Annotated in this window: 15 protein-coding genes and 3 pseudogenes; 11 read left to right on the plus strand and 7 right to left on the minus strand. The window is 40.2% G+C overall.

The features are described 5' to 3' along the window. Positions 1-193: 193 nt before the first annotated feature. Both WKK05_RS14790 and ltrA read right to left on the minus strand, forming a co-directional pair. Complete coding sequence (locus WKK05_RS14790; protein WP_341530390.1) at positions 194-658, minus strand: hypothetical protein; 465 nt, start codon at positions 656-658, stop codon at positions 194-196. A 248-nt stretch (positions 659-906) separates the two neighbouring features. Beyond that, positions 907-2679, minus strand: coding sequence for a group II intron reverse transcriptase/maturase (gene ltrA, locus WKK05_RS14795; protein ID WP_341525366.1), 1773 nt, complete (start codon positions 2677-2679; stop codon positions 907-909). Positions 2680-3355: 676 nt separating this feature from the next. Between ltrA and WKK05_RS14800 the strand changes: the two genes are divergently transcribed. Continuing rightward, positions 3356-3952 (plus strand): hypothetical protein, encoded by a 597-nt coding sequence (locus tag WKK05_RS14800; protein WP_341530391.1) that lies wholly within the window; start codon positions 3356-3358, stop codon positions 3950-3952. A 28-nt stretch (positions 3953-3980) separates the two neighbouring features. Here WKK05_RS14800 and WKK05_RS14805 read toward each other — a convergent pair whose 3' ends face one another. The 4 genes from WKK05_RS14805 to WKK05_RS14820 all read right to left on the minus strand — a co-directional run bounded on the left by WKK05_RS14805 (position 3981) and on the right by WKK05_RS14820 (position 9618). After that, on the minus strand, positions 3981-4232 hold the full coding sequence (locus WKK05_RS14805; protein WP_341530392.1) for a hypothetical protein: 252 nt from the start codon (positions 4230-4232) through the stop codon (positions 3981-3983). 244 nt (positions 4233-4476) lie between these two features. Beyond that, positions 4477-5916 carry a response regulator gene (locus WKK05_RS14810; RefSeq protein WP_341530393.1) on the minus strand — a complete coding sequence of 480 codons (1440 nt, stop codon included), beginning with the start codon at positions 5914-5916 and terminating at the stop codon, positions 4477-4479. Continuing rightward, a complete protein-coding gene (locus WKK05_RS14815) occupies positions 5913-8642 on the minus strand; it encodes a response regulator (RefSeq protein ID WP_341530394.1) in 2730 nt (909 codons plus the stop codon). Before WKK05_RS14815 ends, WKK05_RS14810 begins: the two co-directional genes overlap by 4 nt. A 13-nt stretch (positions 8643-8655) precedes the next feature. Beyond that, positions 8656-9618 (minus strand): phosphate/phosphite/phosphonate ABC transporter substrate-binding protein, encoded by a 963-nt coding sequence (locus WKK05_RS14820; protein ID WP_341530395.1) that lies wholly within the window; start codon positions 9616-9618, stop codon positions 8656-8658. 499 nt (positions 9619-10117) lie between these two features. Here WKK05_RS14820 and WKK05_RS14825 point away from each other — a divergent pair, with 499 nt between their 5' ends. From WKK05_RS14825 to WKK05_RS14870, 10 genes and pseudogenes are all read left to right on the plus strand, one after another. After that, positions 10118-10765, plus strand: coding sequence for a class I SAM-dependent methyltransferase (locus WKK05_RS14825; RefSeq protein WP_341530396.1), 648 nt, complete (start codon positions 10118-10120; stop codon positions 10763-10765). 178 nt (positions 10766-10943) lie between these two features. Next, positions 10944-11717, plus strand: coding sequence for a phosphonate ABC transporter ATP-binding protein (gene phnC, locus WKK05_RS14830; RefSeq protein ID WP_341530397.1), 774 nt, complete (start codon positions 10944-10946; stop codon positions 11715-11717). A 47-nt stretch (positions 11718-11764) separates the two neighbouring features. Continuing rightward, positions 11765-12700 carry a phosphate/phosphite/phosphonate ABC transporter substrate-binding protein gene (gene phnD, locus WKK05_RS14835; RefSeq protein WP_341530398.1) on the plus strand — a complete coding sequence of 312 codons (936 nt, stop codon included), beginning with the start codon at positions 11765-11767 and terminating at the stop codon, positions 12698-12700. A 272-nt stretch (positions 12701-12972) separates the two neighbouring features. Next, entirely contained in the window at positions 12973-13713 is a 741-nt protein-coding gene (gene phnE, locus WKK05_RS14840) for a phosphonate ABC transporter, permease protein PhnE (RefSeq protein ID WP_343224892.1), read from the plus strand. Positions 13714-13816: 103 nt separating this feature from the next. Continuing rightward, on the plus strand, positions 13817-14809 hold the full coding sequence (locus WKK05_RS14845; protein WP_341530400.1) for a phosphonate dehydrogenase: 993 nt from the start codon (positions 13817-13819) through the stop codon (positions 14807-14809). 46 nt (positions 14810-14855) lie between these two features. Next, a complete protein-coding gene (locus WKK05_RS14850; protein ID WP_341530401.1) occupies positions 14856-15038 on the plus strand; it encodes a hypothetical protein in 183 nt (60 codons plus the stop codon). Then, positions 15032-15241: pseudogene (locus tag WKK05_RS14855) on the plus strand (IS66 family transposase); the annotation flags it as partial. The gene WKK05_RS14850 and the pseudogene WKK05_RS14855, both read left to right, overlap by 7 nt. Beyond that, positions 15225-15365: pseudogene (locus WKK05_RS14860) on the plus strand (AhpC/TSA family protein); the annotation flags it as partial. The pseudogenes WKK05_RS14855 and WKK05_RS14860, both read left to right, overlap by 17 nt. After that, positions 15343-15489, plus strand: a pseudogene (locus tag WKK05_RS14865) (HU family DNA-binding protein); the annotation flags it as partial. The pseudogenes WKK05_RS14860 and WKK05_RS14865, both read left to right, overlap by 23 nt. A 114-nt stretch (positions 15490-15603) precedes the next feature. Beyond that, positions 15604-15867, plus strand: coding sequence for a hypothetical protein (locus WKK05_RS14870; RefSeq protein WP_341530402.1), 264 nt, complete (start codon positions 15604-15606; stop codon positions 15865-15867). Positions 15868-16027: 160 nt separating this feature from the next. On the opposite strand, the gene WKK05_RS14875 is transcribed toward WKK05_RS14870, so the two are convergent. Next, on the minus strand, positions 16028-16921 hold the full coding sequence (locus tag WKK05_RS14875; RefSeq protein ID WP_341525207.1) for a transposase family protein: 894 nt from the start codon (positions 16919-16921) through the stop codon (positions 16028-16030). Positions 16922-16997: the final 76 nt, after the last annotated feature.

Below are 16997 nucleotides of genomic sequence, written 5' to 3' on the forward strand. Positions count from 1 at the left end.
AATTGAGCGTAATATTTTACTCTGTTCCACCAATTATCGTTAAGTATTTATTCGTGGTTTGATTGTCCGTCTATACCCCCCCAATTATTGCTTCCATCTTCACTATTGGGGGGTATAGACGGCGCGAAATCAGGCAAGGGGGCGGGGGGCAGGGAGCAAGGGAGAGAATTTTGCGGTAAAGTTTTTCCTTTTGCTATGTTTTCTTCCTCCTGCCCCCTGCTCCCCTGCCTCCGTACTGAGCTTGCATCCTAGCTGCGTAAGCTGCATGACGCTCTTGCTCCTGCTGCTGCTTGAGTTCCTTCTCTTCCCGTTGCCTTTGGCGGTACTCCAATACCTGTTGAGTAAACACGACATCCTCAGTATTGAGCCGATAGTACCTAACACGCTTCCCGGATTCCACAGGTCGCCGCGATTCGGTAGATAAACCAAGTTGTGAGAAATACTGCCCTAAAATCCAGATTGGGGACTCGTCAAGGGGGATGGTGAGATTTAAGATACCTTTAATATGAGATGCATTGCGTTTTGAGAAATCGGCGATAAGCCTAACGGCATGGCTAACGCTTACCACTTGAACAACCGGCTCAGTTCCCGTCACCTCAACTCCAGCGAACAAATCCATCAACATCCTTGGCGTTGGCAACTTTGCAATGTAAATCAAGAAAATACTTAAGTTGCTCAATTAAGTAATTTTCATAGTGTGGATATTGAAGAGATGGGGCTAACAGACTGTTAAAAATTTACTATAGCGATCGCTCCAACGCCTTCACTTTCAGGTATTCTCAGTAGAGGGATGCCTAAGCCAGGAAGTCACCCCCCTGACTCGGCTACAAAACCGTGCATGAAACGTTAACTTCACACGGCTCCTCGATGATTTGGTGCTTGACAAACACACCTATAAATTCCAAGTTAAAAGGGATTACAGTTGAGATAATCCTCATCTATTTCTGGAACTGTAACAGCAACTTTATCGGCTGCCGTTTTAGCATCATGGCAATGTCCATGAAGTAATTGAAGGTTATCATAACTATCCTTACCGCCTTGGGAGCGGGGGATTTTATGGTCGATTTCCATCAAGTCTTCATGGTGAAAAAACAGTCCACAATGAGTACACTTTCCTTTTTGTATCTTCAAAAGTGTTGCCACCCTTGTTGGCGCTTCAGGATGTTTACCCATTCTGGAACTCCAGTACACCCAGTCACCATCAAATGGGCTACGGATTCCTTGCACTTGTATGTGTCTCACAATAGGAGTTTCACGGTGCTTGAGTAAGCGAATCTTCTGGTTATGGGGTTTAAATACCCAATTATCAGACCCTACAGTTTGCCAATACTTTTGGCAACTCCATCGGGAAGATTTATTAGGGTGACGATGTTCTGCCCATGCTTTTAGCTGGCTGAATAAAGTTGTATCAGCCTGATTAAATATGCGTTTACTGACGACACCTGAGTAGTAGTTTGTCCATCCACGGATGACGGGATTCAGATGAGCGATTAAATCAGATTGTGGTACTGATTTATGCCCATCAATCAATTTACCTATCTTCTGCGTGTGTGTCCTCAGCTTTGTTTTGCTTGGAGTAATAAGAGTTTTGTAACCAAGTAATTTTCCGTTTGAGCTTTTACCACTATGATATTTTCCTACCGGGAATTGTCGAACAGTGAAACCCAAAAAGTCGAAACCAACGTTACCTTCATACATATTTTGTGTATGAGAAATATGGGTTTTACTTGGTTTTAATTCTAGCCCCAATTCGTTTAACCACTCTGCCATAATCTGCTGACATCTTTGGATAACGGCAAGGTCTTTATGCAGAATCACAAAATCATCTGCAAACCGGATTAAGCTTATTGCTTTACAATTCCCTGTTTTACGTCCAGGTAAAGTAAGAGCAACTTGTTTAATTCGATTTTCCATGCGGTGAAGGGCTATATTCGCTAATAATGGCGAAATCGTACACCCTTGTGGAACACCCATTGATGTTATGTTGTCAGATTTCTCTCTTAAAGCATATTCAGAGAAATCAATCACTCCCGCTTTCAACCATGCACGAATTTGTCGGCAAATGGTAGGGAATGTATTTAATTTTGACAGCAGAACATTGTGATTAATTTTGTCAAAACATTTCGCAATATCGGCATCCAACACATATTTAGGTTTAAACTTAATAGTGTTGAATATTGCCTTAATCGCATCATGGGCGTTTCTTCCTGGTCGAAAACCGAATGAGTTTGGCTCGAAGCGAGCTTCCCATTCAGGTTCTAGGGCTAGTTTTACTAGCGATTGCAAGGCGCGGTCGTACAGAGTGGGTATAGAAAGGGGTCTTTTTTCTCCCTTTGAGCCGGGTTTTGGTATCCACACCCTTCGAGTGGGAGCGGCTTTTTCACCTAGCTTCAGGGAATGTACTAAGATAAGACGTGCTTTTGGGGACAAGTTTTTCAACCCGTCCACTCCTGCCGTCTTCTTACCTCGGTTGTCTTGTGTTACCCTACGAACCGCCAAACACTTTGCTGACCAGGAGTGCAACAACGTTTTTTGAAGTTGACGAACTGCTTTGACATCACCACGCTGAGAGGCTTTGTAGATACGCTTTTGCAACTTGAATACTTTCCTTTCCAGCTTTCGCCAGGGGATAGCATTCCATTCCACCGTAGTCTTGAAACTCGTTTTAGATGTGTACATTGCTACTAGTACCTCTACAATCCAAGTCACCGTGCCTCCGTCTGCATATCCTCTGGCTTTCCCAAAGGCTTTGGCTTCTGAGGCAATCCTTCCCCTTGAAGGCTTGCGGCTGGCTACCTACTCAGGAAATCGACCATTTCCTGAGAGCGCATCAGGGGGTTACTTCGTTCCCAATTTTTCGTTTGTCGCTGGTTTTAGGGTTCTCTCTCTTCACCGGGTTTATTGTGAGTGCATATTGGTCTGCCGCTTAATCAGCCAACCACTTATCCTTTCCCTTTTGGGACAAGCCTGACAGCCTTTTGGCTTGTTTTGCATTACGATGATTCAGTCAAGAGATTCGTATTCCTACCCATGACCAGCTATGCTAGGCGGGATTCCACATTAGGCTTGCAGTTACCGCCATGATTCCCCGCTTCATCCCAACAAAGAACCCCTTTGCTGAAATGGGGGACTTGCTTTCACTCCTGCACTTGGAGGGATGGAATTACACCATCACGAAAAATTGAGTTGTCAAGGTTCTGTCGGAATTTCTCCCGAATATTTCCCTTGCCTGTCATCCCCGATTATTTCTATTCGTTTCGACAGAACGAATCACACTAGCGAACTGCAAATATAAAGTACAGTCTTCCGTAAGTGATATTAAGGACAAACCGTGAATTTTCAGAAGTTATTATATATGTTTATCTTAGTAAAGATTGCTACGTTCGCTCTGAATGTACCTGTATTTGCTCAAATCACACAGATTCCCTCTAATTTCTCACAATCGAATTGTCGTGCAACTAAAGTAGATACTCCAATTTTCAAAGAACCTTCAGTATTATCCAATGCCATCAGAATATTATCGGCACGAACAAATATTTTTTTAGCATATATACCAGCTAGGATAGATAGATTTGTTAGAATTAAATCTCCGACTTCAGGGTTTATTCAAACTGCTGTGCTGAAATATTGTCAGACGAATAATAACGCTCAAAACCTTTTGAGTAAACCTACTATTGGCAGTGTATGTCGGCAAATTTTACAAACTAAAACTATACGTCGCCAACCAAGTACAAAAGGTGATTTTATTACAACACTTTCTCCAAACACAATCGTGTTTGTGAACTTGGTTACAGGTAATATAGTTAAGTCATACAAATCTGAAAATTATATTTGGGTAGAAATCGACCTTTCTAGAAGTTTCCCTGGAGAGTTATCAGGTAATGGCTGGATAGCCAATACTGACTTAGCAAATACTCCTAGATTAAGCAGCCTGGCTTATTGTCGTTATTGAGAAGAGCGATCGCTAGAAACTTTTGATGTCACTCCCGCACTGGATACCGCCGCATCATCGAAAGCAACTCCACCGCCTCACCTTCTGGCGTATACACCACCTCACCTGACATCGCTTTCACAATCCGCTGCTGCCTTGCCCATTCAAACCAAGCAACCACACTAGATTTTACCTGCTGCGCCTCCAGCTTCCTCCCTTCCCTACAAGCAGCCACAAACACAGCCAACAGCCTCACCCAATGAGTCAACAAGCTTTTGGTAGTCAGTTTTGGTTTTGGCACGTTTATCTTGCAGCTTTTTGAGTTCAGTTTGGGAGAGTTCAACAGAATTAGCGATGCCTGACATTCACTAGCGTACAATTCAACAGAGGCGGCTTTAACCGACTCGATTACTGACTCACTCTCATTATCATCAGCTGCCTCTGTATCTATAATAATGTAACGATCCTAGAAATCCCCCAAGTAGAGATTCGCGATCACGCCGTATTTCGACGTTGATTATACTGTTTTGTAACTGCGTAGTTATTTATGCTTTTTGACTTAGTACAGGAATTTCAATACAAAATTCTGTGCTTTTCCCCGGCTCAGAGACAAAAGAAAGAGTCCCACCATGTTTCTCCTCAATAATTTGCCGACTTATAGATAAACCCAACCCTGTGCCCTTTCCTACCGGTTTGGTAGTAAACATTGGTTCAGATAACCGTTGTTTGACTTCTTCTGTCATACCGATGCCATTATCGGCAATTTTAATTACTACAACTGAACTTTGTTGATGTATAGCAGTGCGAATCGTGATTTTTCCGTTATCCTCTACCGATAACAAATTAACGCCATTTGCTGCAATTTGGGGAAGGTTTGCAACATAGTTGCTCTTAGTTATCAATGACTCTTCTATAGCATCTATTGCATTAGCAAGGAGATTCATAAAAACTTGATTCAGTGGGCCTGGAAAACATTCTACAGGTGGCAAAGTTCCATAATCTTTAATAATCTGAATTTCAGAACGTTCTGAGTTGGCTTTTAAGCGATATTGTAAAATCAATAGCGTGCTATCAATACCTTCATGAATATCTATAGGTTGTACTACTGAATCATCCCGACGTGAAAAATGCCTAAGTGAATGAATCATCTGTGCTAGGCGCTTTGTTCCTTTGTACATAGATGACATAATTTGCGGAGAATCTTGCATTAAGAAATCAATATCAATTTCATCTATTTTTTGCTGAATTTCTCCTTCAGGATTGGGATAATATTGTTGATAAAGTTTAAATAAATCAATAAAATTTTGGGTGTATTCTGAGGCGTGATTAAGATTTCCTAAAATGAAGTTAACTGGATTGTTAATTTCATGAGCAATTCCAGCAACCAATTCACCAAGGGTTGACATCTTTTCTTGTTGTATCAGACGAACCTGAGCTTGCTGAAAATTATGAAGTGCTTGAGATAGTTGAAAAGTACGTTCATCTACCCTTTGCTCTAACTCCTGAGTTAGCTTTTGTAACTTGGTTTCGACTGCAAGACGGTCGGCTATTTCTTGTTGAAGTTGCTGATTATGAATTTGGAGTTGCTTAGTTAGATTACGGATTTGTAGATGTGTCTTGATACGAGCCAGTACTTCTTCATGCTCAAACGGTTTAGTAATGTAATCTACTGCTCCCAAACTCAAACCCTTTACTTTATCGACAGTTTCAGAGAGAGCTGTCATAAAAATTATGGGGATATCACAGGTTACAGGATTTAACTTTAAACGCTGGCAGGCTGTAAATCCGTCAATTCCAGGCATCATTACATCTAAAAGTATGATATCAGGACAAGCGTATTCAGCTTGAGCGATCGCTCCTTCACCATTCACAGCAATCAATATCTCCCAACCTGTATCCATTAATGTTTCAGATAGTACTTCCAAATTATTGGGATTATCATCCACAATCAAAATTACCCCTGTCTCCATAACAGGTATATTCATTGTTCTTCTCCTCGATATGGTTGGATAAATTCCCTAATTTTTTCAATTTGAAAGCTTTTAGCAAGTTGCTCTAATTGTTCGGCAAATAGTATAAACTTCTCATCCAAAAGTTTCAATTTTTGGGCTTGCTCTCGAATGCCTTTGATATTACCTCTCATCGCCAACTCAAATAGTTTCTCGATTTCTTCAGGTGGTGGAGAAATTAAGTAAGTATTTGATAGTGAGGAATCAGCAGAAATAACTTTTAGATTTTGGGTTTCCTTTACTCCTTCTTGACTCTGGGGAAAATCATAAATCCACTCAAATTTTAAGTGCTTCTGTAACTTCTGAAACAATTCAGTAGCTTGCACTGGTTTAGGCAGAAATTCGTCGCCTCCTACTTCTAAACTCTCATGCTGGTCAGATTCAAATACACTGGCAGATGAAACAATTATTGGTAAATTATCAAATGACAACATACGCAAGTTACGGATCATTTCTAAGCCATTCATGACTGGCATAAACAAGTCAGTGATAATTAAATCAGGTTTAAACTCGACTGTTTGAGCTAAGCCGTCTTGACCATTAGTTGCCTCGGTTATTTCAAAACCAATATCACTTAATAAATTAACAATAATAGAACGGTTTTCCTCATTGTCATCTACAATCAAAACTTTCCGCTTATTGCCAGTAATCCCAACAATTGTACTTTCAGCAGTTACGATAGAACTATTTTTGTTATGGATAGTATTTAGTGTCCCATTTACAGGTTTTTCTGGTACAGTTTCATAAACCCATTTAATTTGTAAATATTTTTCTAACTTCTGAAGTAAATCATCAGTGTGTACAGGTTTAGGTAGAAAATCATCTGCACCAACTCCTAAACTTTTGTGTTGATCAGATTCAAACACACTAGCAGATGAAACTATGATGATCAACTCCTGAAACTCCTCTTGCTGACGGAGGCGGCGTGTTAATTCAAAGCCATCCATTACGGGCATTGTCAGGTCTGTAATGATTAAATCAGGTAGAAATTGCATAGCTTTATCTAAGCCTTCTTGGCCGTCACTTGCCTCTATAATTTCAAATCCAATTTCATCTAGTAGATTTATAACAACAGAACGGTTTTCCCACTTATCGTCCACAATTAAGATTTTCCTTTGACCAGTGGCAATTCCGACAATTTTGTCAGCAGACATGACTCTAGCTGATTCCATCCAATCCACTGATTCTTGCAAATCCAAGTCAATCCAAAAAGTGCTGCCTTGACCTATTTCACTTTTTACTTGGATTGTACTATCCATTAATTGCACAATTCGCTGACTAATAGCTAAACCTAATCCAGTACCTTCTGATTGCTTTTTAACCTCTCCGACTTGCTCAAATGGTAAAAATATTTTTGCTACTTGTTCTTGACTCATGCCAATTCCCGTATCGATGATTTGAAATCGAATTTTATGAATTGGTTTTTGATCACTTTCATTTACTAAGAATTGGTCAACAAAACTAATAGTAAATCTCACTCCTCCTTTCTCGGTAAATTTAATGGCATTACCTAGTAGATTAATTAAGACTTGTCGCAATCGTTTTTCATCTGCCCAAATGCCAATAGGTAGTTCTGAAGTTGGTTGGTAAATGAATGAAATGCCTTTTTGGTCAGCACGAATACGGCAAATTTCTACTACACTCTGGAGAAACGCTGGAAAATGAAAGTCACTTTTGTAAAGTTCCATTCTCTGGGCTTCTATTTTGGATAAATCTAGAATGTCGTTAATTAGTGTTAATAGGTGTGAACCACATTGGTGAATAATTCTTAAGCCGTCTTGCTGTTTATCAGTTAAAGTTTTATCTCGTTGGAGAATTTGAGCATAACCCAGGATACCGTTAAGAGGAGTTCGTAACTCATGGCTCATGTTAGCTAAAAACTCACTTTTGGCACGATTTGCCGTATCGGCAAGTTCTTTTTTTAACTCTAGGGAGCGATAGGACTCAGCTAGAGTTCCTGCCATTCGGTTAAAAGCTTCTGCAAGTTCTTGAATTTCGTCTTCGGTGTGAATATTCAGGCGGTATTCTAAATTTCCATCTCCAATTTTTGCTGCTCCCTGTTGTAGCTTTTGAATCGAGCGAATTACTGGTAAAAGGATTAGCAATAACTGACCTACAAAAACTAGAAGAATGGACAAAAGCAGAATTTGTCTGGCAAGTTGAGTAGTCTGTTTAAAATTATTAAATTCTTGCTTCGCTAAAGTATCCTGTTGCTGAAGCTTTTGAGTTAATAACTTTAAGTAGAGTTCAATATCGCGAGAAAAAGCGTTGATTACTCGAAAATCCTGTTGGGATTCAGCTAATTCTAAGGGCTTATCTGTGTTAGATTGATTAGTTAATTCGATTATTAGATTAGCAAGCAAGCTATGGCGATCGCTGATCTTGACTAACTCTGAATTTATTTCTGGCTTTAAATTTTTTAACTCAGCCAAATTTTTAGTAAATCCAGATAGAGCTTCCTGATATTTCACTAGATTGGAAGCATCGCGTCTGAGCAAGATCATATCCTTAAGCGCGGCTACTTCGTTATTCAAAGAGACGTTTATTTGCAGGATAGTCGTCAAAGCCTGAGTAGTTTTTGCCTGGGTATCTTGTGATTTTTGTTCTGCTTGCCTGATAAAGAGGTCGCCTCCAATTTGGGTAGAGGCAACCAATCCCAGAACGATCACAGAGGACCCAATACATTTGGTCGTTATCCGCATATCTTGGTTAGCCTCATTTGTTGGAAACTCGTTTTTGCAACTTTCTAACGATGTCGTAATCTCCGTCTTGCACCAAAGTGTAGCCAACTCCAATACCGCCTGTAGGGTCTACAAGACCGGCTGGAGCGTCAATCAATGCCTTTTTCAAGTTATCTTTCAACTCGGTGGAGACTTTACTAGACGCAACAAGAGGCACGCTAGGAAGCGGGACAGATTCCCAGACAATTATGTATTTTTTGGGATCAATCTTCCCTTCATTGACTTGATCGGTATAAGAGCGGCGATCATCTGCGATCGCATCTACTTCTCCACTGACTAAAGCTTGTTTTGTTTTATCATGGCTGCCAGCGAAGATTACTGAGCTAAAGTCTCGTTCCGGATTAATACCTATTTCCTGAAAATGAACTGTTGGTACGACGTATCCAGATGTCGATAACTTGGTGACAAAAGCAAATCGCTTACCCTTCAAATCCTTGAGGGTTTTGATCCCACTTGTCTTGTTGGCAATAATTACAGCTGTGTACCAAGGTCGCTTTGTTTCTTTATTAATCTGAGCAACCAATGGCTCAACATTAGGATCGCGGCGATGAGCTTCGATATAACTGGTAGGTGCAAGGTAGGCAATGTCCACCTTTTTTTTAACCAATAAATCAATTGCTGTTTCGTAGTCTTTAGTAATTTCAAATTTAAAGGGTCGTTTTAGTGCCTTAGACAAATAGTCAGCCAAAGGTTCGAGTTTCTTTTCTTGTTCGGCTGAAACCTGCCAGGGAATCACCGCCATTGTAATGGTTGCTTGTTCTTCTCCGGTGGTCGTGCTAGCAGGCGACTGAGCAGTATTTGGTTGAGTTGCAGATGAACTTTCACGAGTTGGAGTACAGGCCATGCCAAATATGGCGATCGCTAATACTGAAGTAAAAAAAGTAGTCTTTCTACCAAAAATATTGGTTACAACTTTGTAAAAAAGTTGCTGGTGCATGGTTTTTATCCTTTTGGAGCCTGTTCTGTTCAGAGAGGTTTCACATTTATTAATCCCAAAATGGTGTACATTCTCCCACTTGAAAAGTAAATAGCCATCATGAACTACATACACCAGAACACATCAACAAGGGATTGGGGATTATAGACTAGTATTTTTTACTTAGCACTGGCTAAACTTCCCGCTACCGCTTACAGCACTCAGGACCCAAATTAAATTAGCGATCGCTCAGTGTTTTTCACACTACTGGTAAATGGAGAAGCGTTATGCGATTCTGTTGGAAAATCATTTTAATTCCTTTCTTCTGAAGGCGTTAATTATTCTTACCATCTCAAAACAAACGTAAAGTCAAGATTGCTGAATTTTGGCTTTTGAATTCTTCTTCAATGATATTGAGATTGCCTAATAGGAATTACTTCTGTTAAACCAATACGGTGTATATTACAATACAATTCTTAAAAAGATAAGCCAACTTGAAACCCTGATTATAGAAACCAGCATGACTGAAACCACAGTTCGCAAACAGTACAACCAATTAGCCGCCGTTTACGATCTACGTTGGAGAAATTATATAGTTAACACACTGTCTTTCCTTAAAACCTGGGTAGAAATATCACCAACAGATACTGTACTTGATATTGCGTGTGGTACTGGTGAGTTTGAACGTTTACTACTAACTGAGTATTCATCGCAACAAATTGTCGGTATAGATATTTCAGAGGAAATGCTGGCGATGTCTACGACGGGCTACGCCTACGCTAAACTCAAATTTAGTGCTTATCCTCAAGTATCATTTCAGACGGCAAGTGCATCAAGGTTGCCATTTGGTAGTAATAGTTTTGATGTGATTGTGTCTGCTAATTCATTTCATTATTTTGATGAGCCACTTGTTGTATTAAAAGAGATGAGACGTGTCTTAAAGGCTGATGGTAAAGTCATTATTCTAGATTGGTGTAAAGATTATTTAGTTTGTAAAATCTGTGATTTAGTACTTAAGGTTTTTGATCCGGCTTATAAGCAGTGTTATACCCAAAATCAGTTTCACTACCTGCTTAATGATGAAAATTTTATGGTTTGTCGTGCGACCAAAATTCGCTTTGGTGTTGTATGGGGATTGATGGTAGCTACAGCTAAAGTCAAAACTTAAACCAATTTTCTATAACAATATAGGACTAATAATTGATTGCTGAAAAAGCCCGGTACATATCGAAAAGCCTAATTCCTTATTCCCGACTCCCCGCCCACGTAGATAATTTCAAAAATCAAATACGATTCCTATAGTTGACTATAAAGTTTAGGTTTTGTCCCTAAAATGGCTAGGAAATATGATTCAGCTTGACCACTTAAGTGTGACTTATAAAGGCGGAGTAGTAGGAATTAAACCTATTTCTCTTAGCTTTATCAAAGGGCAATTCACTGTTATTTTGGGAGCATCTGGTTCTGGTAAATCAACTTTACTGCGCTGTCTTAACTATCTTAATCGCCCTACAACTGGTACTGTGATAGTTGAAGGATTAGGAAATCTACATAATTGTAAGGTGTTGTATGAACATCGCAAGCGCACAGGGATGATTTTTCAGCAGCATCAACTTATTAGTCGGCAAACGGCTCTTGGGAATGTATTAGTGGGTCGTTTAGCGTACCATTCAACACTCCGAAGTTTCTTTCCTTTGCCCAAAGCAGATCAGTATATTGCTTTAGAATGTTTAGACCGGGTTGGGCTTTTGCATAAAGCTTTAACACGAGTGGATGCTCTTAGCGGAGGTCAACAGCAACGAGTTGGTATCGCACGCGCCTTAGCACAAAAACCACAATTGATTTTGGCCGATGAGCCTGTTGCTAGTCTCGATCCTACTAGCGCTCATAAAGTCCTCTCATTTCTGCGTCAGACTTGTCAAGAAGATGGAATTTCCGCAATCCTCAGTCTGCACCAGATCGATCTCGCAAGAATTTACGCGGATCGAATTATTGGGTTATCTCAGGGAACGGTTGCCTTAGATGGTAAGCCAGCAGATATCAGTAGCTACGAATTAAAGCAACTTTATAGTGACAAAGATAGTCCTCACGATCAAGGCTTTGAGGAAACTATTAATTCCTGATGGCTAAATTTCCTGTACTGTTTTTATATTAATTTAGGATAACCTCAATGACTGTTTTACTAAATAAGCGATCGCTTGTCTCAATGACACTAATCATGGCTACCTTAATCGGTTGTCAAAGTCCCAGCAACCAATCTGCAAATAAGCAATCAGCTTCTGGCAATAGTCCAGTAGTCGCATCAGATTCGGCTGACCCTCAAACCCTAAAAGTAGCTTTATTACCTGATGAATCTCCTTCAAGTTTGATTAAAAAAAATGAAGGATTTAAAAAGTATCTTGAGACAAAGCTACAAAAACATATTGAACTTGTCGTTACAACTGACTACTCCTCGATGATTGAGGCAGCAAGTAACAAGCGTATTGATTTAGCTTATTTTGGGCCACTCTCTTACGTTTTGGCAAAAACAAAGAGTGATATTGAGCCATTTGCAGCTTTGAAGAAAAACGGTAAAACTACTTATCAGTCTGTGATCATTGCTAACACAGCTAGCGGTGTCAAGTCACTAGCAGAAGTCAAGGGTAAAACAGTAGCCTTTGGAGACCAAGCGTCTACTTCCAGTCATTTGATTCCTAAATCAATGCTGGCAACTAGCGGATTGCAACCCGGTGGAAAAGACTACCAAGAGGCGTTCACAGGTTCACATGATGCTGTAGCATTGGCAGTTCAAAATGGTAATGCTCAAGTTGGTGGCTTGAGTAAACCCATCTTTGAATCCTTAATTGAACGCAAAGTAATTGATTCTAGTAAAGTCAAGGTGATTGCAGAGTCTAAAGAGTATCCTGAATATCCCTGGACAATGCGTTCTGATTTAGCACCGCCACTAAAAGAAAAAATTCGTGCAGCCTTTCTTGCATTGAATGATAAAGAGGTTCTTAAACCCTTCAAAGCTGATGGTTTTGGAGCCGCGAAAGATAAAGATTATGATAGCATCAGAGACTTAGCAAAACTTCTTAATCTTGATATCGCCAAGTTGCAGAAGTAATTTATAAGAAGAATTCAGAACTCAGGTGGTCACTGAGCTTAGTCGAAGTGAATCAGAATTCAGTATGAATTCTGTTTTTACTCACTACTTTGTTATAAATAGTTTTCTTGATTGAAACTCTATCCCTTTATGAGTAGAGTATTCTGAATTCTGAATTCTGAATTCTGTATTCTGATATTTTGAATTTGGAGCGAAGCGACGTGACACTTCCTAATTCCCAACCAGCTTTTGATCACCTACTGAAACAACAACGGCGGCAATGGTATCGAACGATAGTAACCTGGGCGATCGCACTTTTGGCCATAGCTATATGTTGCTTTCTGGTTGGGCTTTGGGACGAGAAACGGCTTTCGGATGGGATTCCCAGTATCTTAAACTTGCTGCATCAAATGCTGCCTCCAGATTTTAGTGATGCCCGAAACTGGGTCAAACCTTTATTTGATACGCTGGCGATGAGCGTTGCAGGCACAGCGATCGCTATTGTCTTCTCGATGCCTTTATCTTTATTAGCGGCTCATAATACAACTCCCCATCCCTTGCTATTTCAAGTTTCACGGCTGATTCTCAACGGCTTGCGCTCTGTGCCAGAGCTAATTATGGGTATTATCTTTGTAGCAGCTGTTGGCTTTGGGGCATTACCCGGAACCTTGGCGGTGGGATTTCACTCGATTGGCATGGTCGGCAAATTCTTTGCAGAATATATTGAACTGGTCAACGAAGCACCACTAGAAGCAGCAAGGGCTGCTGGAGCCAACAAGGTGCAAGTGATCTATCACGGAATTTTGCCGCAGGTATTACCACAAATGATGGATCTGACCCTTTATCGATGGGAATATAATTTTCGTGCCTCCACGGTTATGGGAGCAGTAGGGGCTGGTGGCATCGGGTTTGAGCTAATTGGCGCACTTCGCCTGATCAATTATCGGGAAGTTTCAGCAGTGTTGCTAGTAATTTTGTTTATGGTCATTCTGGTTGATGGTTTTAGTAGTTATCTTAGAAAACGTTTAGTTTAGTACAGCACGGCATAAATAAACCACTCATTCCAAATTAACAAAAGGCTTATGCTGTATTCATTTTTAATTTTTAATTCCGCTTTGCGGTACTAGGAGGTTGCTGATGAAACCCAAAGTTGTTATTACCCACTGGGTTCACTCGGAAATTATTACAAACTTAAGTGAGTATTGTGAGGTCGTTGCAAATCCAACTAGAGAGACTTTACCGCTTGAAGAAATTCTCAAGTTGGCGCAGGATGCTGAAGCTTTGATGGTTTTTATGCCAGATCGAATCGATGAGGCGTTTCTGAAAGCTTGTCCAAAATTGAAGATTATCGCCGGAGCATTGAAGGGTTACGATAACTTTGATGTTGATGCCTGCACTCGTCAAGGTATTTGGTTCACTATCGTACCTAGTTTGTTGGCTGTGCCAACAGCTGAGTTGACCATTGGACTGATTATCGGATTAGCCCGTCAGATGTTGCCAGGCGATCGCTTGATTCGTCAAGGCACGTTTGCAGGTTGGCGACCCCATCTATACGGTATGGGATTAGCAAACCGGACACTGGGAATCGTTGGTATGGGCAGTCTAGGGCAAGCCCTCGCTCAACGGCTTTCCAGTTTTGAAATGAACTTGATTTACACCGATGCGATACCTTTACCCAAGGAAAAAGTAGCCGCTTGGTGCTTGTCACAGGTTTCCCTAGATACGCTATTGGCAACCAGTGATTTTGTTGTCCTAATGGTTCCTCTGCAACCAGAAACCTTTCATCTGATAAATGAAACATCTTTAGCACGTATGAAACCAGGGAGTTTCTTAATCAATCCGTGTCGCGGTTCAGTAGTTGATGAACAAGCGGTGAGTGATGCTTTAGCCTCTGGACATTTAGCAGGTTATGCAGCTGATGTCTTTGAACTAGAAGATTGGGCCCGGAGCGATCGCCCGTCGAAAATTCCTCCATCTTTGTTAGAGAAACAAGACAAAACCTTTTTTACTCCCCATTTAGGATCGGCGGTGGATGATTTACGATATGACATCGCTATAGAAGCATCTCAAAATATTTTACAAGCCTTACAAGGTCATTCTCCTCAAGGAGCAATCAATTGTCCAAGTTAAAATTAGTAAATTGGAGAATACTTAAGCAATAAAGACTACAATTTTGATGAAAAAACTAGAATCAATGGGTTTTAACTTTAACTTAGTACTGACAGATAGTTTATATGGTGAGCAGCGCGTTGGGCAGCTTTGCCGACTTGAAGCGACTGCGAACCCGCAGGGTGAAAGTGGTAAGAACTTCATAGCTTTATTAGATGAACTCAAGAGTTATCAAAAGAACAACTGGTAGAAATAATTATTGAGCAGAACAAGGTAATACGTGAATTACAGAAAATCATCTTAGAACTACAGCAAGAAGTAGAACGTTTAAAAGTCAGCAGAGATTTAGATAGCAAGACTTCATCGAAACCACCATCTAGGGACATTCTGAAAAAGAGCAAAAACAAAGAAGTACCACCCCAAGAAGAATCCTTACATCCTAAAAGAAAACCAGGCTGTCCCAGATTCATCTTATTTGACGCAACGAGGTGGAACTTTTCTATTTGATGAAGAAGGACAATTAATTTACGAACATCGCGATCGCGGTATTCTGGCTCGTTGGCTTTGGGTCATTTGAACGACGCGATCGCTCCCAACGTGAGGGGCGTAATCCCAAAACGAATGAGCCAATGACTATCCCAGCTACCAAAGTTCCTGCGTTTTCTCCTGGGAAGCTGTTCAAAGAAAAAGTAGCACCATAGATGCGTTGGCTTTACCACTAGCAATCGAATCACTGCAAAGCTGTAGCGTTCGCCTTTGGCGTTGGCGCAGCCATCGCTCTTATAAAGGCAGCGTGGGGCAATGACAGGGGGAACGTGAGTGTTGGCTTGCAGATGTTATGGAAGCGCAGTCGCTCTGTGCCTTGCTACCTTAGTGAAATGTTTGGAGAAGCACTCGATAGCGTAGCAGACTTTTTCTATGAGTTGTTAGACTGCTCCATCCACCAACTTCAACCTGAGACTCAAAACATTGTGGCAGAACCGCTAATGGGTGTGCCACCAGAGCGATCGCATGGTTTCAAAACCGTTGAGGACTACGGCAAGTTTTTCGCAGATATAGGAATGCGCCCTCATCATTAGACTTGTCCGAAAATTCCAAAGCCAGACTGTTCAAAGCTTTGGGGCAAAACTTTGATATCTTCGTAAATACGTAATTATAAGGCTTTGAGATAGTTAGTGATAATTTAGAGGCATAAAAATTAACTCCTAATTTCTAAAAATTTATGATTTTTGCTACTAGCTAAGTTGGCAGAACTAAGCTACCAATTCTTAACCTAACTAATCCGCAAACTGTTAAAATAATCTGCTCATACGTCTCAAGCTTTAAGCGAAATCTTTGTGAGGCTATGCGGAATATTTTAAGTAATCGAATCAAATGTTCAATGAATATCCGATTACTAGATAAAGCCTTATTTTCATCTTTTTGCTGTTGAGTTAATTCTCGTTTTGGTTTCTTTTTATGAGGAGTAGTGATATTCTCACCTCCTTGAAAGCCTTTATCACCTGAAAAGGGTTGAGATTTATCAAATTTATTTTGAGATTGACGAAACAATTTTATATCTGCTGTTGGCCCAGGAACACCTACTTCTACCTCTACAATATCTTTGCCTTCTGGTATGCCAATTATCAGACTTTTTAATGTATGTTGTCTCTTCTTTCCAGAAAAATATTTCTGTTGCTCTTTTTGGTCAGAATCCCTATATATTGGCTGTTCTAAGCTATCGACTAATAGCCTAAAATTTGTTAATACTTCTTGAACAAATAGTAAATCACTTTCATTATTTGATACTTGTTCTAATAAACTAGCAGGTAATATATCACGAAGAATTGGTATCCAGTCGTGAAATGTATCATTAGCTTCGGTTTTGGAAACACCAAATAGCATTCCTAATACTTGGAATGTTGGCATCTGTCTTAGATAAAATAGACATAAACATACTTGTTCTTCGGTTGATAACTTTTCGGGACGACCACCACCAGCCGCATTAATTCTAATTTTATGACTCTCTTGTTTAGCTTTGATGTATCGATTTCGTTTTAAGGCGCAATTTAGCAGTGATTGCAATTGTTCGTAACTAATCCCTAAAATCTGTTTTGTTCGTAGTGGATACTTTTGTATATAATCTAAAATCATAACTAATTGTGGAAAATGGTAGACGCCCAATCTAACGTTTTACCATTTTTCTTTTCCTAAGTTAATATTTCGGACA

Source organism: Nostoc sp. UHCC 0302 (assembly GCF_038096175.1).
Classification (GTDB): domain Bacteria; phylum Cyanobacteriota; class Cyanobacteriia; order Cyanobacteriales; family Nostocaceae; genus UHCC-0302.

Coding starts and splice junctions, on each gene's coding strand:
- WKK05_RS14850 (WP_341530401.1), top strand. CDS start 14,856: ATGAAAAAACTAGAATCAATGGGTTTTAACTTTAACTTAGTACTGACA.
- WKK05_RS14845 (WP_341530400.1), top strand. CDS start 13,817: ATGAAACCCAAAGTTGTTATTACCCACTGGGTTCACTCGGAAATTATT.
- ltrA (WP_341525366.1), bottom strand. CDS start 2,679: ATGTACACATCTAAAACGAGTTTCAAGACTACGGTGGAATGGAATGCT.
- phnD (WP_341530398.1), top strand. CDS start 11,765: ATGACTGTTTTACTAAATAAGCGATCGCTTGTCTCAATGACACTAATC.
- WKK05_RS14825 (WP_341530396.1), top strand. CDS start 10,118: ATGACTGAAACCACAGTTCGCAAACAGTACAACCAATTAGCCGCCGTT.
- WKK05_RS14800 (WP_341530391.1), top strand. CDS start 3,356: ATGTTTATCTTAGTAAAGATTGCTACGTTCGCTCTGAATGTACCTGTA.
- WKK05_RS14815 (WP_341530394.1), bottom strand. CDS start 8,642: ATGCGGATAACGACCAAATGTATTGGGTCCTCTGTGATCGTTCTGGGA.
- WKK05_RS14810 (WP_341530393.1), bottom strand. CDS start 5,916: ATGAATATACCTGTTATGGAGACAGGGGTAATTTTGATTGTGGATGAT.
- WKK05_RS14820 (WP_341530395.1), bottom strand. CDS start 9,618: ATGCACCAGCAACTTTTTTACAAAGTTGTAACCAATATTTTTGGTAGA.
- WKK05_RS14875 (WP_341525207.1), bottom strand. CDS start 16,921: ATGATTTTAGATTATATACAAAAGTATCCACTACGAACAAAACAGATT.
- phnC (WP_341530397.1), top strand. CDS start 10,944: ATGATTCAGCTTGACCACTTAAGTGTGACTTATAAAGGCGGAGTAGTA.